Consider the following 25282-nt stretch of genomic DNA (forward strand, 5'->3'; position numbering starts at 1 on the left):
ATATATCCGGTTTTTGAAGGGGGCTTCTGACCGGATTTTTTTAAACTTACCCACACTCTATTACTTTTTTGCGGAACCAAGAAATTGGTTCCGCTTTTAAAAAAACGATAATGATTATGAAAAATGAAGTTAGAGATGTAGTACTTGTAGTTTCTGCAACGATATTAATTTGTGTTTTTGCTGTATTTGGAATACGAATTGTGTTAGAAGACGGGGTTGTGTTACAAGCTTCAAAAGGTAACTGTATTCACACAGATGCAGATGCAGTATCCTATATTGCAACTCATAACGATATTGAATTCGTATTGACTCCACGAGTGATGAACCTTATTTTTAAAGATAAATCCATCAAGTCAAGTGTTTTTGAAAATAAAAGCGTACTCATTTATGGAACAGTTTTACGTAAAGATAGAGATATAGCGAATTTTTCATTTATTGAATTAAGGTTTGATGAAGTGACAAACGTTGGGTGTTACTTTGATATATCCCCACCAAAAGGGTTTTCAAATTTGCAACCAGGACAGGAAGTTAGCATAAAAGGTACTTTTAAAGGAGTTGTTTTTGACAGCATCATAATTTCGGAATCAGAATTAATTGAATGTAATTAAATATTTAGAATTCATTTTCTAATAATTAAGTGCACTAAGGCTGGATCATTCAACAACCTTTCAAACTCTGCATTAACAATGTCCTGTACGTCTTCCTTAATGTGTAAATAGTTTTGCTGAACCATGTTTGTATTGACCTGCCTGATAAGAGGTATATCCTGATATGCTTTTTCCTCTTTCTGTATCGCTTCAAAATCGTTTTGGATTTCGCAGTGAAAGGCTTTGAGTTCTATCTTCTGACTTGGCGTATCAGCGACCATTCCGACAAATTGCCCAGAACTAAGTGCTGCAATTTTTGAAGCGGGTACAGCATAATCCAATTGTTTGCTTTTGCTTATCGATGTATCACCGCTGTTGATCGAGAGACTCTCCCTATCCTGCATAATCTTTCCGATTCGTTCGGATAGCTGTTTGGCACTATCGCCAGTTACCTGTCCTGAAATGATGTTCCCTACAGTGTTGGTTATCACATCAGCCTGTTCCCTGCCATAATCTTTTCTTAGCTGACTTGCATCCTGTATTCCCAGGCATACGGAAATCAGGTTAGACCTGCCGGTTACGATTGTTGGAATTATGTCGGTAGTCAGAGTTGGAAATTCGTCAAACACCAGCATACTTTTCAGTTTGTTCTTCTGGTTTACAACTTTTAGCATACGATTGACGTAGAGCGAAAGGACAGCACCGTAAGTTTGGATTTTTTGCGGATTATTTCCCATGCAAATGACCTTTGGGTTCTCAGGATTGTTAAGATCGATACTGAAGTCATTTCCGGATAGCACATAGTAAAGCTGGGGCGATGCCAACCTAGCCAAGGCAATCTTTGCACTGGCGATCTGTCCCTCCAATTGTTCCATTACATCGTTCAGATAGGCGTTGACAAAAGGATTGATCAGCACTTCTATTTCTTTTTCTGTACGGAGCAGTGTGAACAGGGCATCATAGGGCAATTGAATTAATTCGATAACGTGCGGAAGGGTGCAGAATAGCCCGTCCTGATACTTCCGTAGAAACCAAATGACCGCGGTTACAAAGTTGATGGCACTTTCGACAAAAAACTCACCCGTTTTTTTCTGCCACTCGCGATTTAATCCGAGCAATATTGTTCTTGCACTTTCAGTAGCATCCGTAATATCGGTCATTCCTAAAGGATCGAAAACATTACCTCGATGCGAGCGAGACAGATCATCAAAGTTTATAAAAATACATTCTGGTTTGCCCTTGTACCGGTGTTTGTTTTTTAGCCAGTGATTGTAGGCGATGAGCGATAGATCAGGAAATTTAAAATCATAAACAAAAAGTGTATAAGGATCGGACTTAGCTAATGCTTGCGTGATAAAGTGTCGGATCACAAATGCCGATTTTCCGGCACCAGGGGAGCCTGACACAATCGTCGCGCGGACAGGCGAGATAATATTTATCCACGAGTCCCTAAATTTGTTTTTGAGCCTGTACCGAGCAGGTAGATTAATCGATAGTTCGTTTTCGAGGAGGCGCTCTTCCTGTGGGAAAGTTTCAGCCTCCGAATTGAAAATATCATTGTTATTAAAGCTGCTTTTAATAATCCTGGAAAGCAAAGTCCCTCCTGAAAGAATCAACAAATAGCCAATCGCAGTTAATAATATATATACTACCGCTACGATCGTAATATCTGTGCCTATAAATAGTGAAAAGTAGCTGATAAAATAAATCAGCAGCCCACAAACGATATAGGTAAACGCTATTTTATGATTGAGCTTTTGGTCCTTTTTACCCCGCGCTCCGATCAAGGAAATAATTAAAAATCCTAAAGCGATTAATTTGGGTTTATTGAAATCAGTGAGCAATCCGGTTTTAATGATATTGCTTAGTATTTTGTCCGAAAAGGGGCTTACCAATTCCCAATTTTTGAACGCGGTATAACATGCGTAATAAAAGTGTATTGCCAGTATTACGATACTAATTAACCGTGTCATATCCAGAATCTTCCTCAGCGCCTGTTCATTCTCTCCTGTCTGGTGTGCCATAGCTTTTAATTTTTATAAGTTATTATTGTTATCCCGTCTCCTGCGTTTTCTTCTTCTTTTCTTTCTTTTTAATTGGTTTGGAATAAAATCCAAGGTGTTCTCTACTTCAAGTAATGTGTCAATTAATCCTTTCTCGGCCGGTACTGAAGTATCGGATACAGCATTTGTGTCCGGTACGTGTTGTGTAAGTGGAGCTGCATTTCGATCCGTTGGGATTTCGGTTTCCGATTCTTTTGTAAGGATCTGTTCCGTTGGCTTATTATCTTTTGCGGTACAGCGTTCGAGAATTGCTTTTGCACTGTAATCTTTTCCGAGTTCACTGCCATTGAAAACACATTTGGAAGTATGATCTACATAAGTAATACCATATAGCCTGCCGTCTTCACTTGTTCGCTTTACGATAGCGATTCCCTGTTTTGCCATTAGATTTATGAACTCATCAATTGAGATACGAGAGTTCATCAGTATCTTATCCGTAACGTTCTTTATTCTGCTCTTGAAAGGTTTTCGGCTTTTAGCATTCTCCTGGAATTTTTGTTCCAGAATTTTCATTGTCGGTCTGTTATAAAAATCACTTGCTTTAATCGGTACACCTGTCGGATTACCGGCTTCGTCCAAGATTCTATACACCATACCATTTGCTTTAAACACTCTTGAGTTTTCAGTACCTCTATCGGCTAAAACATTATATTGGCTGAGAACAGCATTAAGTTCTTTTAAGCTTGTAAAGTTGTAATTCGTAAGGATTTGATTTAATACATTAGCGATTGCTTTTTTTGACTGTATTTTTCCATAATTCACTTTGCCTAGAGGGATTGCTTCCAGTTTATTATTTCGGTTGTTATTTCTACCTTCAGCTACAACCAAATTGAATTTTTTTTCAATGGCTTTACGGGCTTCCTCAGATTGGTTCTTACCAATATTCTGCATATCAATACGGCTACCATCTTGCCTTACTTTTACCGATACCAAATGAATGTGAGGATGTCCGGCATCATAGTGTTGATACACCAAATACGGTTGATTTCCAAATCCAATCCGATCCATATATTCATGGGCAATTTCCATCATTTTTTCTTGTGATAAGTTTGTTTCTGACGGATCAAAATTTAAGGAGATATGTACACTGTTACGCTTACAGTTTGTGTTTAATTCTGCCTGTTTCAACAAACGGTTGAGTTTCATCGAGAATGTTAAATTTTCAACGTCAACCGGATAATTTCCTTCACCAATACATAGGGCGACTCCCTCTTTAACTTTGTTCTCATTGTAATTGAAAATACGATGAATGGAATGACCTGTTTTGATTATTGCAACCATCTTTCCGCATACTTTTGGATCAGGCTTTTTATCTCCTCGATCTTGTTAAACAGGGTATGTTTCTCGATATCATGCTGCATGATCCAGGCTTTAAACTCTCCAATAGTTTTAAGCGTGTGAAGTTTTTTTACCGCCTGATTGTAGTTGTTACCGATGCGGTTTAACTCCATTCGAATCGGTATTAATTCAGCCATTAAATCATCATTTGATTTATCCCTATAAGCTTTTACTATCGGTCGTTCTAGGAGTTTGTCGCGAACATACTGACTTAATTTTCGGCTTGTCGAAGTGCCGAAATATTTATTTACCGTACGATATTCTTCCTCTGATAGCCGTACATGCAACCATTTTGTTTTTGCTTGATTTTCCATCTTCACTTATCATTTTTAATCGTTCAAGCTTCATTTTTACGTTATTTTGTCCTGATCTACGAGTTCCGAGTATAAGATCAAAAGAGGCGGTTGTGATACAACCGGACATCTGGCCGTTTGCAGGAACGAGGCAAACTGGCATAGCCACTTGTAAGTTTAAAGTGGCTGAAATGCATTTAAGGAGCTACAAATCGCTAATATCAGCCTTTAAGGATTTAGGGCTTTTTCCGATGGTTTTTCCGATGTAAGGTAATTTTAGCAGTTTGCGTATGCCATTCGTTAAGATCCTTGTATCCTTTATAAGTGTGGCTTTTGTCAATAAAGGTCTCATCTGTACTGAGGGCTTCTTGTGTTGCTTTTGTGCCGCCAGTATCCCGATCCAGGTAGAGGTATTTAAATTTATACTCCTGTATTTTCATCAGCGATTTTTTAAAGAAGGACAGAGAGTTTAGAATCAGGAAGTCCGGATCAGTTTGGTAATGATTTTTAGAGATCGTTTTGAAAGTTAGAAAATCAAAGAAACCCTCAAATACCATCACCTGATCCGAGCCATTTTGGATAATCGTATAATCTTTAGGCGAACTGCTGGTTTTGAAGTATTTGTTTCGGATTTCCCAGCCTCCGGAACTGTTTTTAAAACCTATGCCGAAGTAGGTTTTGCTATCGAGAGAAAAGAGAACTTCACGACAATATTGTTTGGCTATTTCACTGTCAATCTGCCTTTTTTTTAAGTAGGATAATAAAGCTTCTGAAGAGAGTTCCAGATCTTTTAATATAAGGATTTTTGCTGCCGGTTCTAACTTAGTTCTACCGGCAAATTGTGGTTGCTGTTGAAAAGAAAAACCGGTACTTAGTTTATCTAAAAAGTCGGCGACGCTACATTGAAAATATTGGGTTGCAAAATCAATCAGATTCCCTCCTCTACCCAGGCCGTGATCGTACCATTTATTAATCCGCCGATTGATTTTAAAAGAAGGTGTATGCTCTTCTCTTAGTGGTGATAGATACCAGTAATCATCGTTTCTAATTTTTGTAGGTTCATGACCTAATGTAGACAGGTATTGCACCATATCTAATTCCTTTGCCTCGGCAATGGATGGTTTTGTTTTTCTGAATTCCATACTGCACACTTCCTTTTCACCTTTATCAGTGAAACAAAGTTAAACAGGTAGTTTAGTAAAAACCTATCCTCGCTGTATTATGATTGGGGTGTTGCCTATCTTGAGTTATTGATAAAACCTAATACCTCTTCAATGGGTATCTGGTATCTTTCAAGATCATCGAAGCATATTATTTTGCCGGAATAATTTAGATTGTCAATTACCATGCCTTTAAAAATATCGGAAAAGCTACTGGATCGGGTAAAGAATTTGGTTACCGCGTTCGCTGCATTACCTATAAACTTTGTTGAAGATTTAATTACCTTGTTTTCGCTATTTGATAAGTACGGCGTCAGCCCTAAGAGCATTTGATACTCAAGCCCTTCAATCCTACTAATGCCATTTAGAGATATATAAATTGGTTTTAGTTTTTTGCAAAGCACAAGTGGATCTAGCTTTTCCTTCCAGAAATGAGTTTTACCACTTCCCCAGCTTCCATTTATCATTATTGCGTACTGCGTGTTTTCAGCCTTTAGGTAATCGTTAAAAATATCTTGGATATGGTCTGCTGTCATAGTTGAGCGCTCAATTGTTTCCTTCAAAAATAATTAAATTAAGTTCTGCATCCTAAAGATTAACCCACACCATATTTTGATTAGGAAACATTTAAATCTGCTGGGTATTTTTGTTTCAGCAAAAGCTTAATGAAAATGATAAAAGTGAGCGAGATAAAGAAAAGTTTTACAGCAGTATTTTTTTCTGCGGCTATCTGGTACTTTCTGATAACCGGTTTAGCCAGTTCCGGCTTCTGGAACGCAATCATTTTAACAGACCACAACAATGTTAATCAACCATAGTATTAACAATTTAAATAAATAATCAATGAAAAAGTACATGATTTACACAATGCTGGCAGTGCTGCTGGCTTCAGGTGCTGCTTATTCGCAGCGCTTTGAAAAAGGACAAATTGGAATTGAATTGCGGGGAGGGCTGGCAAATGGCTATTTCTTTGGCAAGGATCAGAACCCCGCTTTTTATGTTGGAGCTGCTGTTAATCTCTATACTTCAAAGGATAGCCGTTGGGTTATGGGGAGTGAGTTTTATCATAAGAGCTATGATTATCAGGATAAGTCGATTAAGCTGGGCCAGTTTACTGCCGAGGCCGGGCATTATTTCCCGATAATCTTTGATTGCAGGCAGAATATTGTTATTTCCGCAGGTGGATCGGCGGTCGCCGGATATGAACGGTTAAATTGGGGTAAGCTGGATTTGTATGATGGTGCCATTCTGCTCAATAAAGACAAATTTATTTATGGCGCAGCGGCAAGTTTGGAAGTTGAGTTTTTCCCTTCAGATAAGTTCATTCTTTTTGTCAATGGACGGGAAAGGCTGTTGTGGAACGCCGTTGATAAGTTTAACGGACAGGTAGGAATTGGAGCAAGATTAATAATCAGATAAGTTGGAGGATTAGAACATGAAAACATTTATTTTAGGTTTAGTATTATTGGTGACAATGTTTGCAACAGGTTGTAACAAAAAAGAATTGGACATACAACGTAAATTCCCGTTTACGTTGACAATGCGTGCTTTACCGTTTAAGATTAAAAAGTATTTCCCGGTTGATGTGAGACTGAGAATTGTTAGGGAACGCATTTATACTGGCACAAAATATAAATTGATATTTACCCCCTTAGAAGGAACCGGAGAACTAACAGATCAGGAAGGAAATTTCATTAATCCTAACCAGCCATTCGACCTGAAGGAAGACATCTTTACTTTAAGTTATCGCTCATATTCCGACACTGAACATATATTTGATATAACCATTGTCGATAATTTCGGTCAGCAACAAAAGATCAGGGCTAAGCTGCTTAATGATGATAGTGTAGACCAGGTAAAACGCTAAATAAATTAAAGTTAATAATTGGAACCGCCTTATAAAAAATATGAGGCGGTCTTTTTTGTTTCGCAATATTTGAGTTTAATTCTAAAAAGATTGCTTTTATAGTGTTTTTTTTGTTAATAAGTATTCAATTTATTAACAAAAAAAGCACCATAATAAGTGGAGTTCTATTTTTTTATACATTAGTGATTACATAATGCGAATGTGTTAAATATAGCCCCTTTATTTGCCACGAGTACTGTTTAAATTAAAATTCTCAAGTAATGAAAACCAACAATCTTTTAGCATCCGTTGCTCTCTTTAGACATCTTTATGATCACGATGGATATAACAATGTATATGATATACTCTATGAGTTTATTAGAGGAGCAATTATTTATGAAAGTAAAATAACTTTTACATCTGATGAGATAAAAGAGTTATTGAAAAAAGTTTACGATTTTGATATACCGGAAGGTGTAATAAAAACTACTATTCGAATTCGTTTTGAAGGTAAATATACTAAAATCGCTAATTCGTACACTTTTAACCCTGAATTGAAAGATAATTTTGATAAGATTGAAAAGGAATTAGATCAAGTAAATGAGCTAAACGACAATCTTATTAGTGAACTCTACAAGTATATTGCTGAGAAAAAAGGTGTTGTCTTAAGTTCAGTTCAAAAAGGCAAGATTTTTGAAAATTTTAGCCATTTTACAATGGATAATGGCTATTCTGATGAGTATTCTGAATTAATAGGAGCCTTTGTGGTTAGTAAGGGACATGATACAGACTTCCTTTGTAACTTAAACTCTATAAGAGAAGGAATTATTCTATACCAAGGAATTTCCTATACTGCTGATTTGAATGAGCTTGGTAAGTGGGATACAGATTTAGATATTTTCTTAGCCCCAGAGCATCTGTTTCATGCTGTTGGTTACAATGGTTTATTGTTTCAAGAGATTTTTATGGATTTATTCTCTTTAATAAGAGATATTAATCAGGGAAATAAACCTACATCAAAAAATAGAGATAAGAAAGTTAGGTTATTTTATCTACCAGAAGCTAGTATTTATGTGAACAGTATGTTTCATAAAGCTGAGCAAATCGTAGCTGGTAAAATCGCTCTTGATCCGTCAAAAAATGCAATGGAGCATATCGTTAGGGACGCTCGTTCAGTAAGTGATGTAAAAAGAAAACAAGTAAACTTCTACACACAATTAAAAACATTGGGAATTGAAGAAATAGATATCGACTTTGATGCTACAAAACACCAAATGTATAATGTTGTAGATCAAAAAATTATTACGGATCTAAGTGTAGAGGCAAAAAAAAATAGACGGCCATTTGATGAAGATTTCTGTATCGCGCAATTATCTATTTTTGGTAAAATAAACTATAAAAGACGAGGTAAAAATAATTTGCCTTTTGAGAAGATAAGTGATATTTACTTGACTGAGAACTCTGTGTCTAAATACTTGGCACATAACAATGCAGTTAAGTTTCAAGCTTCTGATACTGCTTTTGCAAAGGACATCGATTTTGTTGTTTCAAGGTTCTGGTTCAAGCTAAAAAAAGGTTTCAAACAGTCAAATGCTCCTGTACCAAAATCTTTCGATCTTATAAATAAGGCCAAGATAATTATCAGTGCCTATACCAATAATAGTATTTCACGTGAATATCAGAGAATTACAAATGATTTAAGGAAGGGAAGACTTACGGAAGAAGAGGTTGTTCTTCTAAATTTGGAACTCAAGTCTAAAACTAACGCACCGGAGTACGTTAATGAAACCAATATCGATGAAACTCTTTACTTTTTAACAGACGAAAATTTTGTTGAAAATGTCAAAAGAGAAAGAGATTATGTTAGGAAAGAGAATGTACGTAAGGATACAATCATTGCAGAACAGAGTAATGAGCTATTAGAGTACAAACGTAAAGAAGAAGAACAGCGTAAAAATGAACTTGCTAAAGAAAAAGAAAAGGATTATTTAGCTATAGCGGAAAAGGAGTGGAATAACCACTTTAAATCCAATAGAAATTGTGGAGGACTATTTTTGCTTGTTGTACTTCTCGCTTTAATATCGGTAGCTTATGGGTTTTTAAATATTAGTAATGAGTGGACAACATGGCTAGGTAAATATGCCTTCCTCAAAAACTATATTTCTGCTATATGCATCATCGCAATAGTTGTATTTGGAATGTTTGATAAGTATTATTTAAAAGATGACAAGGTTGTCAAAGGTTTTCGTTGGTTGGTTACTTTACCATCAACAAAAAGAAAGAAGGCAGAATTTATCCAATTAAGCATTGAAAAGCAAAGAGAAAAAGGTCAAAGTATTTAATTTTTTAAAGGTAGGAGATATATTGAAATCCTACCTTTTTTAGTACAAGGGAAATTATTTGGTCTGCTTACTTAACTTTATTTGACGACTTCTGTTGTCCAGCATTGCCTTGTAAGCTTTGTTAATTCCCGGTGTCCCAATGTTTGCATTTGGTTGATTAGCCTCATTGTTTGTTTTTTTAGTTTTCATAGGTTAAGATTTTGATGTTATATGTCCAAAATTACCTAATATAAATTTGACTGAAGGAGAATATAGCTGGTTTTTGCAGTAGTTGCAGTAAAAAATCAGTTTTAGATTTTATGGCTAAAATTTCACATCACATCAAATTATGCTTAGGGTTGGCATTGATTTAAGGTTTAAATTTGTATTTATTGTTGAACGTATTAAAAGTAAATGATTATGAATGTGAATGATGTGGCTAAAGTTTTTGATACGATTTTGAGCATCCCTGGGATGGGCGAAGTGGTAAAGATTGATCTAAAGATGAGTAGGAAAAATGTATTGCTTTTAAATCAGGTAATTGAGTTGGGAATTGCGGCGAAGGCTGATGATAAAACAGGGTTGCTGAGCAGTCTTTCCGAAGAAAGCCTGAGTGAGCTAAAATCCCTCTCCGAAGATTGCTTAAGTAAAGCAGGTTTGAATGATCTCAATGAGAAATTAAAGTCACTAAGTGGCAAGTAAAACGAAAGGCTGATTTATTCAGCCTTTTTTTATTTAGAATCAGGGGTTTATACGGGGAAAAGTCTTTGTGTAATTTCGTATTTTTATTTTTTTGGTTATTCTGAATTGCAACCGAGAGTACATTCGTCGTAATAAATAACGAGCACCTCGACAAGGCGTATATTAGCTCTTGTCGAGGTGTAATTTTAAATATTTCTATACTTAAGTATAGCTAAATTCAAAAGTTAGGGTGCCTGTCGCTATTGGTTTGGCACTACCATCTGATTTAACCGCCAGATTGTTTGATGAACCTGTCCATTTTGAGTGTTCACCTACTGGTGGAGCTGGATAGATTAGTTCAATTGGTAATCTGTTTGAAAAGCAGATAGATGATTGTGATCCGAAATAAGTTGAAGTCTGTGTGTTTAGATCATCAAGATAATCCTCTTGTTTCGTGCTAAGGATAAAATTGTCTTTTATCCACGTTTTAAAGTCTGCCTGAATAGCTAGTGCTTCTGTTTGCAAAGCGGCATTTGATAATAGATAGAGTTCTTTGATTTTGTCGTCTACGCCTGTTGGCGTCATTGGTTGTTTTGTCATAAAATTTAATTATAAGTGAAAAATTAATTGTGTTTTACTGCTTTTTAAAAATTGTGGAATTTTATAAATGATTTATTATGGTGTTTACGCATTACCTCAAACTTGCCGCACGTGTCGTTATTTCTGTATGTGCTTCTCTATTTATTTTGTTTTACAACCGTCCATTGGATTTAACTGATGCACTAACTTCCTTAGCGTTTTATGCTGTTTTTGTGATTAGTACTTTAGTCGCTTTTATCCTGGTTCAGATTGTTCACTCAATGACTCTTTGGTTAGATAGGCGCGTTACGTGGGATGATAATTTTGTGATACGATTTATCCTCCAAGCGGCATTGGGTTTAATGTTACCTATTATGATAGACTTTTGGTTTTTCAAGATATACTTTGCTAGTAGAGGTGAAAGTATCTACGAAAATGGGTTCTACTCTATTGATTTTCCGGCTGTATGTATTCTTCTTTTAAGCTTAAATCTCTTGTACGGATTGTTATACTATCGTACTCAAACACTCAAATTGAAACAAGAAAAAGAAAGTACAGCGTATCTGCCTCTTGAATACAGAGGTAAAGAATACACAATTGATATAAAAAATGAAGTCTTGTACTTTTCCAGTACCAATAAGCAGGTACGCGCATATTTGAAATCGGGAAATTCTTATCCCATCACTGATACTCTGACCACTCTTGCAGAAAAGTACTCAGACTACGGATTTTGCCAAATAAATAGAAGTACAGTTATTAACCTTGAGATTATAAAGGCGTTCAAAAATGGTGAAAAAAGGCACACATTAGAACTCACTTTTAAAGAAGGAATCAATCTTGAAGACCAAAATTCGACACTTTTTATCGTAACCAGGGATAATATTACCGAATTCAAAAGGAAATTCGGGCTATAATTTGTACGCTTCGGTATTTTTTCGGTAAAAAAAGTGTACGCTTCGGTAGGTATTTTGTACTGATTCGGTAGAGTTTGGTGTTTTTAGTGCATTTTGTGATGTTTTACTCTTGCTTTATATTGCAATTTGATTATATCTTTATCATCGTTGAATTGATTAGTTATCAATATGTTAATGTGTTTCTTGTTTGAGAAACACTTACTATTTGAAGGATTCCATATCGTACTATTACTTTCTAACCTAAAACTATCTGTCTTGCAGATAGCCCACTTCCAAAGTGCTATTTTTGAATAGCCAGTTTACAATCTAGTTTAAATATGTCAAAGCACAATTTGGTGAGGGCGTACCATCACCGAACAGCTATTACTATGGCAAAAAAAGTAGGGGAAGCTGAAAACCTTTTAGAGTAAGCAATCAATCAAAGTTTATGCTTTTTGATCTACAAAAGCGCCTCAAATTATGAAAACATTAAAAACTGCCGTAGCAGCATTGCTTATTGCTGGCGGTGCCATCGGAGCTTTTGCTTTTACAAAAGCTGATTCATCAAAAGTAAACAACCAGCAAACAAATCTTCATTGGTATACCCCCGATGGACAAACATCATTGGGAGTTGGTGAAAATCCAAATAATGGTTGCATTGCAGAAGGAAAAGGTTGTGCGATCGGTTTCTCGGATCCCAATGCTGATCCAACAGTAGACACACCTGATCAAACTAGAGCTTTTAATTAAATTCTAGTATTTTAAAAACAAAGGGCAGTTTTCTTCATAAAAGAGTTCTGCCCTTTGTTATTTTTAGATTATTCCCTTTTCTTATCTGAAATGACCAAAACAGAAACTAGTTGGTTTTTTTCAACTAAATCTAGCGCATATTTTTCGATGAGTTCCCTTCTTACGGCTTTAAGATTTGACAAAGGAGACTTTATTTCAATATCAGCTCTCCCTTTATATTCCGTACTATCAATAAAGATATAAGGCTTGTCTTTATTGTTTTCAGAAAGTTCTCTGACAAGCCCAAGCAAAGAGCCATTTTTCATAAAATAGGTGCCATCTTTCGTAATACCACCACTACGTTCTAAAATATGGGCTGCAGATTTAAATTTTTCACTGCTGCTCGTTCTGACCAATACTAAAGACTTCATTTCTCTTTCCTCATATTTCGCCTGGAGCCCAAAAAACGCATTCATATCTTCCAGATAATGCCTATACGCTTCTTTTTCTGTCATAAGGGGTAAAACCGTTTCGTAGTGGTATTTGTTATTTGAACGCAAAACTTCATATTCTTCTGTTTCTATATTTCCTTTAAAAAACAACCGTGAAGAATCCTTTACATCTAGAACTATTCTTTTACCAAAATCATAAAAAGGACTTTTATATGGATCGCCGGCCCTGTAGCTGCTAAAAATATCACCATAAAAATCAAGTATAGTTCCAACCCTTTTTATAGAAACTGTTTTATTTACAGAATCAACTTTAAATCTCGATTGGCTTCCTGAAAGACCTGGCACATATCCCATCAATGTTGAGTAATATTTCAATTTATCAGGATACTGCAAATAAATTTGCGGAAATTGACTTTGCTTGGAATCATAAGTAAGAAAATCACGCTTTTCAGGAAGGTTTAAATTTTTGTCTACGAGCATCTTCTTTATATTCTCAGAAGTAGCATAATGCCCTTGAGTTACGGCCTGTAGAATACCGTCACCATTAATCCATACTGAATGAGGTATTGTAGTATGGGGAAACAACTTCGATAATACAGTATCCTGGATAACTGAAATCAGTTTTGGGGTATACCTATGGAGAGCAGATCCTTCTTTTCGAATCGCATACCATTTATCCAATTCATTTTTCGAAGTTGTAGTAACCAAAATGATTTGAACTTTATCCCCAAATTCATTTTGGAGTGAATCAAGTTTTGGAAAAGCTTTTATGCACGGAGTACAATTTACATCCCAAAAATCAAAAATGATAAGCTTGTCTTTGAAGTCTGAAATATTAAATGAGGTTTGAGAGTGATTTTGAACGTTATAAATCTGTACTTTCGGAACAGCGCGTCCTATTGATACGGGAGCAAGCTGTTTTTGTTGCGCTGAGGCTGAAAGAGTCATAATCAGGGCAAAAAGTAATATAAAGTGTTTATCTAACATAATAATTTTTTTTGAGTGTAAATACCATTAATTGTAGCCCGGATTTTGAACTAAATTAGAATTGAGCAACATTTGCGGTTTCGGTATCGGATATAAAGTATCCGTAGATTGCCAATCCGGTTTTATAGTGCCTAGTATCGAATGTGCCTGATCCGTACGCTTTAAATCAAACCATCGGTGTCCCCATTCGGCAAAAAACTCGCGTTTTCTTTCTAACGCTATCGAATCTATAAGTGCCTTTTGGCTTATATTGGGAGTAATGATTGATAGTAATGTAATTCCTGCCCTTTGTCTAATCTTATCAACATCCTGAATGGCAGAGTTTAGATTGTTTTTTTGGGCTTTTGCTTCCGCCCGTATCAGATATTGCTCCGCCAAGCGCATCATCACATAATATTCTGAAACCGCAACCCCAGCAGCTGTTCTCGCTTTATATTTAAAAGGGTAGGTAAAAGAGTTTCCTGCTAAGCTGATGGTTTTTGTCCAACGTTGTTTTCGCTTGTCAGAGGCCGGAAATGACTTCAAAAGTGCCCCTGTCAATTCATAATTAGGCACTGTATTGCTACCAGGTATAAAATTGGTCCCTTCAGTCGTATTAGCAGTTGCCGGCACCGGAATAAGCTGCCATATTGCTTCCTTGCTAGCGGAAAGAAAAACACTATCAGGATTACTAACCAAAGAATACGCTGAAGAATTGATCACTGATGAAGACTGAGTTTCGGCATTATTCCAATCTTTCTGGTACAGATATACCCGTGCTAAAAAGGCGGTGGCGGTGTAAAGGTTGATTCTGCCTCTATTACCTCCGGGATACGTAACGGTAAGTAATTGCTGCGATACTTGTAAGTCTTCGGTAATTTGTTCATATATTTTTGAGGATGGACTGCGTACTAGCATTGCATTAGATTGATAGTCGGTGGAAAGAACCAATGGAACATCACCAAAAAAATTGACAAGATAAAAATAGCAGAATGCTCTTATAAGCAGTGCCTCACCCTTGACCTGACTTCGGGTAGAACTCCCAAGAGTTTTTGAATGATCAACACCCGCAATAATTGAATTCGCCTGATAGATGTAATTATAGGCAGGTGTCCAAATATTTAAATCCAATGCAGAGGTTGACGAGCTCAGTGTATTATTAAAAAAATCGTCATAAGTTATTGATGAACTGTTATGCAGTTCATCAGACGAAAGGCCACAGAAAATTGTCGTTCCCGAGCCAACAAATGAGGTGGCATTGGCACTCATGGATGAATAAAGCCCAGTGATCGCAGAGATGGCATTCGCATCGCTGTTATAGACGACATCTGATCCAAGTTGGTTAATGGGCGAATCCACGGATATCAATTTCTTACAGGAAACCGTAAAAAAAATAGACAGGAGACCTAAATAGATGGTTATGTATTTTGTTTTATCGCTGAACATAATATAAAGATTAGGGTTACATGGATAATTGAATGCCCAGCACAAATGATTTGAGAGGAGCCATTATAGAATTCAATTGTATTTCAGGGTCATTGCCTTTGTATTTTGTAATAAGCCAAAGGTTTTGACCCTGCAAAAACAGATTCAGCCGATTGACCTTTAATTTTTTGAGAATTGAATCAGAAAATTGATATCCGATGTAAATATTTCTTAATCGAATAAAGGAAGCGTCGGCATAATTGACATCTGCACCATCGCTATAAATGGCAGCATTAGCCTTATAAGCATCACTGGTGGTAGATTGAGTGTATCTTTGATACTGAGCTACATCACCCGGCTTGTGCCATACATCAAGCATTTCTACGGGCTGATTGACCCGCTGCCCCGGCACGACCCTTTGACCTTGCAACAGGCTGTATCCCATCTGTTTTCTGAACTCGAAAAAAAATGAAAGGCTCCATTGTCTGTACGTAAGATCATTGGTTATTCCACCGTAGTATTTAGGATCTAGATTGACTAAACCAACAACTCGGTAAGAAGGGGTTGAAGAAATATTTCCTGATTGATCTACAAAGTCATATACTCCTGTCTTGGGATTAACTCCCGCAGTGATGTAACCACTTCCGATATTCAGAGACTTACCGATCGCGTAAGTGTTTCTATACGATGATGTGGAGAGTCCCGGAAATTTCAACAATTTGTTCTGCGGAAACGAAACATTTACATCGGTTGTCCATTTAAACACACCAGTTGTTATATTTCGAGTGTTAAGTAAAAATTCAACACCCGTGTTTTGCACTAAGGCTGGTAAATTCTGTGTAATTGATGCAAATCCGGTTTGGGTAGGTAAAGCGTAATTGACCAATTGATTATCACTTCGGTTTCTATACCATGCTGTGGATAAAAAAATCCTGTCCCTGAGAAAACCCAGTTCTAAGGCTGCTTCCAGTTTTTTGTTAGATTCCCATCCATATTCCGCGTTGAATAATCTGGTCGGATACAGTCCGGACTTTCCATCGTAGGGGTATTGTGAATTGGAATAGGTATCCAGATATTGGTAATTCCCAATTCCGTCATTACCAGTAATACCATAGCTTGCACGAAATTTACCAAAGCTCAACCACTTTAATTCATTTTTTAGAACTGGAAAATTGGAAAATATCCAACCCGCACCGATAGCACCAAAATTCGCCCACTGTCTTCCAGGTCCGAAACGACTGCTGCCATCTCTTCGACCTGTAATATTAATAAGATAAGTATCTTTATAATTGTAATGTATCCTTCCAAATACTGCCGCATACCTATATTCGTTAAAACTATTGGATACACTTAGCGTTGGAGCAGCTGACATCGATCTAATCAGCTCGTCATTGGTGTATCCTGAAGCATTTATTGAAGAACCTGTCCCATTATTTTGTTGATAAGTTGTGCCCAATAATACATCAAGCTTACCTCCTGTAATTTCTTGATCATAGCTTAACTGGGGCTCTATAACCAGAGATTTGAAACTGTTATTGCCGAATGCAGCATTTCCTGTAGGGTTTGAAGAGGGATTTTTTGAGATTATCGGATTTGCTTTTATTTCATCCACCTCCATCAGGTTATAGCCTGAACTTAATTGTAACTTTAGATGGCTTAAAAGCCTATAACTTATCTGTAAATTAGAGTTGAGACTGTTAATAGTGTTATTATAATAGCTTTTTATAAAAGATAAAGGATTGGTAAAGGTGAAACCTGACTCGCTCCAAGTCAGATTACCTGCACTATCATAAAGTGGCATTGTATTGGGTAAAATGGTAAGCATTGATCCTGCCAGATTACCACTGCTATTATTATTCTTACTTGCCGTATAACTTGTAGTCAGCTGGATACTGAACCGTTTATCGGTAGAACTATGATTAATATTGACGTGCATACCCCCACGGTTGAAAAACAGAGATCCCGGGGAAACAGTTGTTTCATGATAGTAGTTGGCACCGATAAGGAATTGAGTCAAATCATTTCCTCCGGAAACGCTGCCCTGTATACTTTTGGTGTTTGCCGTACCCCCAAGCAGGTATTTTCCCCAGTCAGTACTGCGTTTTGTATCCCATAACAAGACATCAAAAGCGTTGCTATTGGTCATAGAAACCCCATCATTGGCGAAAGCTTCTTTACGCATAGCCAAGTACTGATCGGTACTCATCATTTTTATCATCCTCCCTGCTTGGCTATATCCTTCCTGGAAACTAACATCAAACTTTGTTTTTCCTGCTTTTCCTTTTTTGGTGGTAATAAGCACAACACCGTTAGCTCCTCTGCTTCCATAAATGGCAGTAGCATCGGCATCTTTTAGAATCTCGATACTTTCAATATCGCTTGGATTAATGCTATTGAAGGGGCTAAGGTCACCTGAACGACCTCGTGCAAGGCTATAGGAGAAAGGTCCGCCTACTTGACTGATACCATCATTATTGGTAGCAAAAGGGACACCATCGACAATAAAAAGCGGATCACTATTCTGGACTATTGAATTTTGTCCTCGAACCTGAACCGTAAAGGAAGCCCCAGTTTGACCTGAACTCTGAGTGACTAATAACCCCGGTACTTTTCCGGAAAGAATCGCAAGAGGGTTACTCACAGGTTGTTTTTCGATATCTTTTGCTGATACTGTTGCCACTGAACCTGTGTTTAAGCGCTTTGTTGTTGTACCATAGGCAATTACCTGTACTTCATCAAGCTTTGATTCGCTTTTGCTTAAAATAATCTTACTGGCATTTTTTACACTGACTTCCTGTGTCAGATAGCCGATATAGCTAACAATCAAAACTGCATTATTAGCAACGTCGGGTAAAAGGTATTCACCTAAGTTGTTGGTAGCTGTGTTTTTGCTTGTTCCTTTAACCTTAACCGTAGCCCCAATTAAAGGTTTTAAGTCCTGATCGACAATGATACCATGGACATCAATATTTGTTTGTTGTTGGTTTCGATCTGTATTTTGCTTTTCCTTGATGACAATAGTTTTTTGAACAATTTCAAAGGTGAAGGGTTGGTCTGTGAAAAGTACCTCCAAAGTTTGCTGCAACGATTTAGCTTTAATCTCAATTGTTACTTTATTGGCTTTGTTCAAAGATTTGTAATTATAAAGGAATTGGTAGCCACTTTGCTTTTTTATAGCATCTATAACCTTGATTATTGACTCATTTTTATATTTTAATGATATAGCTTGTGCTGTGGCATTTTTTGCACAAACATTGATGATAAACATCATTACAAGGCATACTGACAAATTAATGCGCATAATGATCATTCTCTTGATTGAAGGGTCAAGTCCCTTTAGCCAGGAAACTATCTGCATTTTTTGATGCGCATGGAGATTCCGGTATGTGAAAAATTTCATACTTTTGAATAGTTTGGGTTAGTTGATGTACAGCTTTTACAGGATGGTTTTGACCCCAAACATTGCCGGCAGCGTTCTGATCAACGCTACCGGCTTTTTATTTGAGGATTATTAGCACCTAAATTTTACTTTTTTTTATTTCATTGTATGGGGTTTAGTTAAACATTCGATTTGTAGTAAACTAAGGGTTGATTACGATTTTTAAGTCATTTCCGGATGAAGTATTTATGATTTTATACCTGATATTTACCAGTTCTAACATGCGCAACACAGCGGATAAGTCCGACTGTCTGGATATATCACCACCAATCTTATCCTCAGGGATCACTCCTTTATATTCCACATCAATATTGTACCAGCGGGAAATTTGTTGCATTACCTCAGGAACACTTGCCTGGTCAAAGACGAATAATCCATTTTTCCAGCCTAAAGCAGCCTCCATATTTGCAGTCTCTATAGAAAGGGATGATCCATTAAATAGGGATTGCTGACCTGGTTTAAGAATTGTCGGATTTATTTTCTTGTTCAAAGGGTTAACCATCACAGAGCCTTCTTCCAAAGTGGTTACTGTACTGTTTTTATCTGCATAGCTATTCACGTTGAAGTGTGTTCCCAGCACTCTTACTTCCTGATTGGCAGTCCTAACAATGAAAGGACGGGATTTATCTTTAGCAACAGCAAAGTAGGCTTCGCCGCTTAGCATAACTCTTCTTTCCCCGTCACGCTCTCTAAGCGAAGTTGAATAAGAAATACTGGAAGTGGCGTTGAGCCATACTTTACTTTTATCAGGCAAAATAACCTGATAGGTTTCTCCACGTGAAGTCGAGAGTGTATTTGTGCCATTTGGTTCTGATTGATTTCCGGTAATTTCATAGGTTATCAATCCGTTTTTATCTTTTGTGATCCGTACACCGGATTCTTCAGCAATTTTTCCGTTAATAGCATCGGAAAGGAATATCTTCTTACCACTAGCAAGGGTTAAGGTGGCTGCCTGCTTGCCGGGCCTAACATCTTCAGTTAAGACCTGAGCTTGTTGAGCTGTTTTGTTATTGGAGCGTTTTAAAAAGTAAATGACGAATGTGGAAATGATAAACAATGTAGCTGCAATCGTTACAGCATACTTCCATTTATAGGTTTTTGAAACCTGAGTTCTTGCCTTTATGTTCTGATAGAGGTGACCTAATTTTTCTGCTCTTTCTGTAGAGATTGACTGGTAGTCGTTCTCATCGTCCGGAGCCTGAGTAATAAGGTTGCGTAAAACTTCCTCATCGGTAGTTCCGAAGTACCGGAACAGTTCCTGTAATTCTTCCGGTGTACACCTTCCCGAAAGGAACTGTTTGTAAAGTTGTGGTATGTTTTGTGATGTTTTCACGCGCCTTTTTCTTCCTTATATGCTTGGGAAGGAAAAACACACTAGTGGAATGTGATAAAAAATGAAAAATATTTTAAAAATGTGATTTTATGCAAATACACAATGCTGCGGAATGGGAATTTGTTAAATTTATATCCACCCAATTATATAATAAAACTATGCGTACAAAGGGAGACGCTCTTGTCAATAAAATAGAGGACTCAATTACAAAAATTAATAGTCTGATAAGCATCTCGTATATGGAGAATGACTATTCAGAAATGGTGATAGCTATTGGTGGAGATCTTGAGAAGTTTCTGAAGGGTACTGTTCTGAATATTGCTAATAAAAAATTTTACGATTTGATCGAAGAATTAAAAAATCATGGTATTGCTCAAAGCTATGTTGATTTCCTTCATGATTTTAGATTATGTTACAATGGCTACAAACATAATCCTATTTATACACGAACGATTTTTGAAGTAAAAACATATTTTATTAATATAAAAGGAGCAGTGAATGAAATAATAGCAAATAGTATTGGACTTGTTTCACAACCTTATCAGAGTAGGTCAAAGCGTACTGTCTGGTTCGCAGGGTGGGATGATTACGTTGGCGGTATGACAGAATGCGGTGTATTTATACCGGATTACGACATTGATATGCCGATAGAAATTGATCATTTTAACCTACACTTTAGAGGGTGGAATGCTATAGTTGAGAAATTTACAGGCTCCAACGAGCTTTTTATGGGAAAAGAACATGTCTCGGCAAGAGCATTTAATTTTTGGAAATTCGAGAGTGACTTTGTCAATGCTGGAGCTTTTGTTGGAGACGTATCTGAATTTGTACGTGAACTTTGCAAGCATATCGCCAAAAATGAAAATGACCTGATACCTTTCTTAAAAAGGAATCATGATAGCTACTCTGTATATTGTTCCGCTGTGTTTTCGATTTTCGATGTTCTAAGAGAGGATAGCTGGACATCACAACAGAATTTAAAAGATGAAATCTTGTTACGGATGGCCTATGATTATGGCATCGACCTAAATTCTCCTCATTTGGCAATAATAGATTATTTTGACTATGTCACTGTAACCCTTTATCGTGACCAATTGAAAAACACCAATGAAATACTATGGCTAGATGAAGCTAATTATTCTGCAAAGAAAATTGGCGAGATCTCTCAAAAACTCTCTATTGGTTTTGATAGAAATTATAATATTCTGACGAAGATAAAATAAAGAAAAGATGCTGTTGAAACTGTTTGCACGTTATAAATAAAAGTTAATTAGTAGAATTTGATGAATGAAGATTGACGCCATTGATATAGTTAAGAAGTCAGAGCAATTTGCACTGGATTTGGCAAATCAGATGTCAAGGATTACTATTCGACCATTACAGAAAATATCGTTCAATTCTAAAGAGTTTAGGGATAGGACAACACTTAAAAAACAACTACATAAGATAGAAACGAGCACTAATCCCATTATATATGTCATCGAGATCAAATCGAAGGATAAAGTGAAACTATTAGTAAGCCGTTTTGAGCATTACCACACGTTAAACAAGACCAGAACAAAAAACATAGACAAAGTTAATCTATCCAGGTATAACAGGACACAGTCCAGTGTGTTGTATGTAGGTAGCTAGACAACAGATTTTGTAAACCGTTTGAAAAATCATCTCGGTACTGAGGGGGACGTGTCTATAGCTTGCACCTTTGTAAGTGGGATGATTGTTTAGAATATGATCTGAAAATTTCCACTTTTGAGGTTATCTCCCAAACCTCTGAAAACATTGACCGGTTTATTGTTGAAATTCTTGAACAACAATTCTGGGACAAGCTACAGCCTATTTTTGGTAAAAGAAGTGGACTATAAGCACGATTCAGCATTTTGCACGAGAAATTTTAGACAAACATGTGCTTCCTGCAAACATTAGGTACGTTTATATTTTGTAGATTTGTATGTACAGTAGCATGCTTCTTTATCAAAATAAATATTGCTTACATAGTAGGTATTAATAATTAAACCTCTCATCATGAGTTATCAGATCAAATGTAATTTTAAGGAAAAACTTATAGAAATTGATATTGCTCGTTACCTAGGTTGCTTCGCCCCACACTTGGGTGGGTTTTATTATTTGGAAAATGCCAATGAACAACTAACAGGCGCAGATCTTATATCCGAAGACACCAACGCGATGCCAATTTACATACAAGCGAAAGTATCGCAGGGATTAAAAACAATAAATAAAGTTGCGGCCTCTAGACGAAAGAATAGAAGCAAACTCGAAGACATAAGAGAGTTTAGGCATGACCTTGGACTAGATAAAAATGATGATCATTTTTTATACTTTCAACTTAGAAGAAAAGCAGAGCATGCACATGATTATCAGCATAACATTTTGATGAACTATGCAAATACAGGGTTTTCACATGCGTTTTATGTAGCTCCTCTATGCCTTGATAAGCATGAGTATCAAAAAGATTTTCTCAATATCAATAATATTCCATACGAACCATTTTTTTTAGGGAATTACGCACTCAGAGATTTTAATTGGACTTCGTATTACGGCTTCTTACCATTTCTAAGAAATCATATATCGATTATCCCGCATGAGCTAATTGATACACACGAGCACTTTTATGCCTATTCAAATCAGGGAATCGATGTAACATGGCATTCACCTGAGTATATCGACGATAGTCCATCAAGGCTTTCGGATACAATGATTCGAATAATGAAGGATTTCTATGATTCAAAAAATGAACAGACAATCAGTTCCATTGCTTCAAGACTGAGGGAAATGCCTATCATGCAGAACATCAAACAAACTAATGAACGCTCTATAGATCTGATTGTCCAGCATGGACAGATTCTTGAACATGAATATGGTATAAAACAGTTGTTATTAACCAAAAAAAAGAGATAGAATAATCTTATATCGTGAAAATCGTATAAATATCAGGAGGATGTAGGTGGATTAAAAAAACACAATAAGCCGGGTTTTATAGGATTCATGGAATTGTCTTGGATTTATCACACGATAAAAAAACAGGAGAAAGATAGACGAAATTAAATGGTTTATAGAAGTTTAAGCTAATATTTTTGAAGCATTAAAAGTGAAATTATGATAGCCATTCGCTCTTGTGACTGGAATATGTACTTGCGTACAATACTGGTCGCTTGCACCAAATGGTTACTAACTGTTGATGTTGATACCCCCATAATTTCTGCTGCCTGTTGGTAGCTCATACCATCTAATCTACATAACTTAAAAGCCTGCCTGCGCTGTGGTGATAACTGATCCATCGCTTTGTCCAGTAGTTCCTGACTTTCTTTCAGGTAAATGCCTTCTTCGGTGTGGGAGTAACTTTCTAAAAAAGTTGAAACAATATGCTCCTGTAGCTTTTTATCCCGTGCAATTTTCCGGTAAAGTTGATAAACCTCATTTTCAGCTACCTTATAAAGCCAGGATTTTATGGATAGGTCGGGATTAATGGTATCTCGTTTATTCCAGAGTATAACAAAAGTGTCCTGTAAGAGTTCGTCTGCGAGCTGTTCTGATTGGGTAAGCTTTAATAAGCGGTTGTAGATTCGGTTTGAATAAAGATCATATAAGGTATTAAACGCGGTTTCTTCTCCTAACCTGATTAGAAGTTCCCTTTCATCTATGGAGCTTAAGACATGCATTGCTGATACTTACCTTATATTAAGTTACTAAATACTGGTTAGAAAACAAAATTGAAATGCAATTATACTATTTCACTGTCTAATTGCAAATTATGTATTGCAAAGCGGATGGATCAGTTAAGTTAAAACCAACAAAAAAATAAGCTCTTGGCACTTCTAAAAAGGATTTTAGAATAATTTTTATTTTTCATGTAACATCTGTCATAAGGGACACACAAACCCAAAAAATAACAAAAAGCGATGCTTTATAACCAATTGTTTAATTAACACCTTATCATCATGACAGATACTTACCCTTTAGAATCAATTGATTTATTAATTACCGTAACCCTTAATCCTGAAGACAATAATGTAAAAACTTTAACTGCGGATCAGTGTGAGCAGATCATTACTTACCTGAAAAGAGAGACAACCCGTATCCAGTTAATTATCAAAACACAGACATTCACCTTACAGAGTACTAAGGCGGTGGAACTTTTGGTTAGACAGTATTACTCATCCATTATTAATATTACCGATATTGCATTTGCCAATCAAAATCGTTTAGACGATTGCCCGATTGAACTTAAAAAAGTTTATAAAACACTGCTCACCACACTCAGCGAGCTGATTTCATTTTTGGAAGCGAGGTTTGCCAAATATCTAAGTCCTGAAGAGAGGGTTAACTCTAATTATCTGGTCTTGACTAAGTCCGCTTTAAAAGTTAAACTGGATAAACTGAGGCAGCACCTCAATTATAAGGTCCTACAAGAAATGCCTCCCTCGAAGCTTATATTTAAAAGATTGTATCGTTTTACAAACACAAAAAACCATAAGTTTGAAGTTACCTTCCGGGCTATTTTTTACAAAAATGAGCTGGTGAAAGGCTTATATGGGTTGAAGTTTGAAAATAATGAAGGAAATGATGTTTTTACATCAGTTGATAAACTTCTGATTTATCTGAACTATAACAGTAAAACATACATTGACCAGCTAACACAAAGAATTATTAAGGCTTTGGAGCCATGTGACGACATAACTGAAAAAATTGAACGGCTACATTATTATCAAAAGGCTTTTAAACAGCAACATCGTAAACCCGGATTTAAGCTAAATCCGGGTTATCATGATCTTAAGGCGATTATGGATGACTGGTTTGAGCTGGAAATCCGCTATCTGGAAAGATTGGTTCAGTTTTCTATTGTATCTTTACCTAAACCAACGGTTAGTCCAAAGCCTAATACAACCGCCCCAAAGGAAATAAACAAAGTTCGTTGTATGCTTACTACCGACCAGTTAGGGTTAATTCTGCGTGGAGCGGATGAAGCAAGAATCTTAGTTGCTAAGTCCATGAATCAGGTTTTTAGAACACTTGTTCCACATTTGTCAACGCCATTCAAAGAAAATCTATCTTATGATGCTATGCGGAGTAAATCTTACATCGCCGAAGCTCGCGATAAAGACATAGCTATTCAGGCATTGGAGAAGATTATCAACAAGATAAAAGGCTATTAACCAATT

At 36.5% G+C, this 25282-nt stretch carries 22 protein-coding genes; 10 read left to right on the forward strand and 12 right to left on the reverse strand.

Annotation, left to right across the window (positions count from 1 at the left end):
- The first annotated feature begins 116 nt into the window (after positions 1 to 116).
- Positions 117 to 608: an OB-fold protein gene (locus tag BGO42_RS07840; RefSeq protein WP_273245196.1), complete on the forward strand. Its 492-nt coding sequence runs from the start codon at positions 117 to 119 to the stop codon at positions 606 to 608.
- An 11-nt stretch (positions 609 to 619) separates the two neighbouring features.
- Here the strand turns inward: BGO42_RS07840 and mobC are convergent, their stop codons facing one another.
- From mobC to BGO42_RS07865, 5 genes are all read right to left on the reverse strand, one after another.
- Complete coding sequence (mobC, locus tag BGO42_RS07845; RefSeq protein WP_273245198.1) at positions 620 to 2611, reverse strand: conjugal transfer protein MobC; 1992 nt, start codon at positions 2609 to 2611, stop codon at positions 620 to 622.
- Between the two features lie 12 nt (positions 2612 to 2623).
- Complete coding sequence (locus BGO42_RS07850) at positions 2624 to 3931, reverse strand: relaxase/mobilization nuclease domain-containing protein (protein WP_273245200.1); 1308 nt, start codon at positions 3929 to 3931, stop codon at positions 2624 to 2626.
- Positions 3919 to 4302: a plasmid mobilization protein gene (locus BGO42_RS07855; RefSeq protein WP_273245202.1), complete on the reverse strand. Its 384-nt coding sequence runs from the start codon at positions 4300 to 4302 to the stop codon at positions 3919 to 3921. Before BGO42_RS07855 ends, BGO42_RS07850 begins: the two co-directional genes overlap by 13 nt.
- Positions 4303 to 4517: 215 nt before the next feature.
- Entirely contained in the window at positions 4518 to 5423 is a 906-nt protein-coding gene (locus tag BGO42_RS07860; RefSeq protein ID WP_273245204.1) for a DUF8464 domain-containing protein, read from the reverse strand.
- Positions 5424 to 5518: 95 nt separating this feature from the next.
- Positions 5519 to 6004: a P-loop NTPase fold protein gene (locus BGO42_RS07865; protein WP_273245206.1), complete on the reverse strand. Its 486-nt coding sequence runs from the start codon at positions 6002 to 6004 to the stop codon at positions 5519 to 5521.
- Between the two features lie 280 nt (positions 6005 to 6284).
- Here BGO42_RS07865 and BGO42_RS07870 point away from each other — a divergent pair, with 280 nt between their 5' ends.
- The 3 genes from BGO42_RS07870 to BGO42_RS07880 all read left to right on the forward strand — a co-directional run bounded on the left by BGO42_RS07870 (position 6285) and on the right by BGO42_RS07880 (position 9629).
- Entirely contained in the window at positions 6285 to 6860 is a 576-nt protein-coding gene (locus tag BGO42_RS07870; protein WP_273245208.1) for a conjugal transfer protein TraO, read from the forward strand.
- Positions 6861 to 6876: 16 nt separating this feature from the next.
- Positions 6877 to 7308: a TraQ conjugal transfer family protein gene (locus BGO42_RS07875; protein WP_273245210.1), complete on the forward strand. Its 432-nt coding sequence runs from the start codon at positions 6877 to 6879 to the stop codon at positions 7306 to 7308.
- A gap of 260 nt (positions 7309 to 7568) precedes the next feature.
- Entirely contained in the window at positions 7569 to 9629 is a 2061-nt protein-coding gene (locus tag BGO42_RS07880; RefSeq protein ID WP_273245212.1) for a hypothetical protein, read from the forward strand.
- 54 nt (positions 9630 to 9683) lie between these two features.
- Here the strand turns inward: BGO42_RS07880 and BGO42_RS07885 are convergent, their stop codons facing one another.
- Positions 9684 to 9818, reverse strand: coding sequence for a hypothetical protein (locus BGO42_RS07885; RefSeq protein ID WP_273245214.1), 135 nt, complete (start codon positions 9816 to 9818; stop codon positions 9684 to 9686).
- 210 nt (positions 9819 to 10028) lie between these two features.
- Here BGO42_RS07885 and BGO42_RS07890 point away from each other — a divergent pair, with 210 nt between their 5' ends.
- Positions 10029 to 10310, forward strand: a complete 282-nt coding sequence (locus tag BGO42_RS07890; RefSeq protein WP_337955186.1) for a hypothetical protein — start codon at positions 10029 to 10031, stop codon at positions 10308 to 10310.
- Positions 10311 to 10511: 201 nt separating this feature from the next.
- On the opposite strand, the gene BGO42_RS07895 is transcribed toward BGO42_RS07890, so the two are convergent.
- The gene (locus BGO42_RS07895) at positions 10512 to 10889 is read right to left on the reverse strand and encodes a hypothetical protein (protein WP_273245218.1); all 378 of its coding nucleotides are present in this window, start codon (positions 10887 to 10889) and stop codon (positions 10512 to 10514) included.
- Between the two features lie 77 nt (positions 10890 to 10966).
- Between BGO42_RS07895 and BGO42_RS07900 the strand changes: the two genes are divergently transcribed.
- Together BGO42_RS07900 and BGO42_RS07905 are read left to right on the forward strand one after the other, a co-directional pair.
- The gene (locus BGO42_RS07900) at positions 10967 to 11782 is read left to right on the forward strand and encodes a LytTR family DNA-binding domain-containing protein (RefSeq protein WP_273245220.1); all 816 of its coding nucleotides are present in this window, start codon (positions 10967 to 10969) and stop codon (positions 11780 to 11782) included.
- Positions 11783 to 12241: 459 nt separating this feature from the next.
- A complete protein-coding gene (locus BGO42_RS07905) occupies positions 12242 to 12511 on the forward strand; it encodes a hypothetical protein (protein WP_273245222.1) in 270 nt (89 codons plus the stop codon).
- A 68-nt stretch (positions 12512 to 12579) separates the two neighbouring features.
- Here the strand turns inward: BGO42_RS07905 and BGO42_RS07910 are convergent, their stop codons facing one another.
- The 4 genes from BGO42_RS07910 to BGO42_RS07925 form a co-directional block, all read right to left on the reverse strand.
- On the reverse strand, positions 12580 to 13929 hold the full coding sequence (locus BGO42_RS07910; RefSeq protein WP_273245224.1) for a TlpA family protein disulfide reductase: 1350 nt from the start codon (positions 13927 to 13929) through the stop codon (positions 12580 to 12582).
- A gap of 27 nt (positions 13930 to 13956) precedes the next feature.
- Complete coding sequence (locus BGO42_RS07915) at positions 13957 to 15354, reverse strand: RagB/SusD family nutrient uptake outer membrane protein (RefSeq protein ID WP_273245226.1); 1398 nt, start codon at positions 15352 to 15354, stop codon at positions 13957 to 13959.
- Between the two features lie 16 nt (positions 15355 to 15370).
- The gene (locus BGO42_RS07920) at positions 15371 to 18733 is read right to left on the reverse strand and encodes a SusC/RagA family TonB-linked outer membrane protein (protein WP_273245227.1); all 3363 of its coding nucleotides are present in this window, start codon (positions 18731 to 18733) and stop codon (positions 15371 to 15373) included.
- A 181-nt stretch (positions 18734 to 18914) separates the two neighbouring features.
- Positions 18915 to 20105, reverse strand: a complete 1191-nt coding sequence (locus tag BGO42_RS07925; RefSeq protein ID WP_273245230.1) for a FecR family protein — start codon at positions 20103 to 20105, stop codon at positions 18915 to 18917.
- 89 nt (positions 20106 to 20194) lie between these two features.
- On the opposite strand from BGO42_RS07925, the gene BGO42_RS07930 reads away from it, so the two are divergent.
- Positions 20195 to 21328 carry a hypothetical protein gene (locus tag BGO42_RS07930; protein WP_273245232.1) on the forward strand — a complete coding sequence of 378 codons (1134 nt, stop codon included), beginning with the start codon at positions 20195 to 20197 and terminating at the stop codon, positions 21326 to 21328.
- A gap of 799 nt (positions 21329 to 22127) precedes the next feature.
- Entirely contained in the window at positions 22128 to 23021 is an 894-nt protein-coding gene (locus tag BGO42_RS07935) for a hypothetical protein (RefSeq protein WP_273245234.1), read from the forward strand.
- A 167-nt stretch (positions 23022 to 23188) separates the two neighbouring features.
- Here the strand turns inward: BGO42_RS07935 and BGO42_RS07940 are convergent, their stop codons facing one another.
- Complete coding sequence (locus BGO42_RS07940; RefSeq protein ID WP_273245236.1) at positions 23189 to 23782, reverse strand: RNA polymerase sigma factor; 594 nt, start codon at positions 23780 to 23782, stop codon at positions 23189 to 23191.
- Between the two features lie 279 nt (positions 23783 to 24061).
- Here BGO42_RS07940 and BGO42_RS07945 point away from each other — a divergent pair, with 279 nt between their 5' ends.
- Positions 24062 to 25276, forward strand: coding sequence for a hypothetical protein (locus BGO42_RS07945; protein ID WP_273245237.1), 1215 nt, complete (start codon positions 24062 to 24064; stop codon positions 25274 to 25276).
- Positions 25277 to 25282: the final 6 nt, after the last annotated feature.

The organism is Flavobacterium sp. 40-81 (assembly GCF_001898245.1).
GTDB lineage: Bacteria > Bacteroidota > Bacteroidia > Flavobacteriales > Flavobacteriaceae > Flavobacterium > Flavobacterium inviolabile.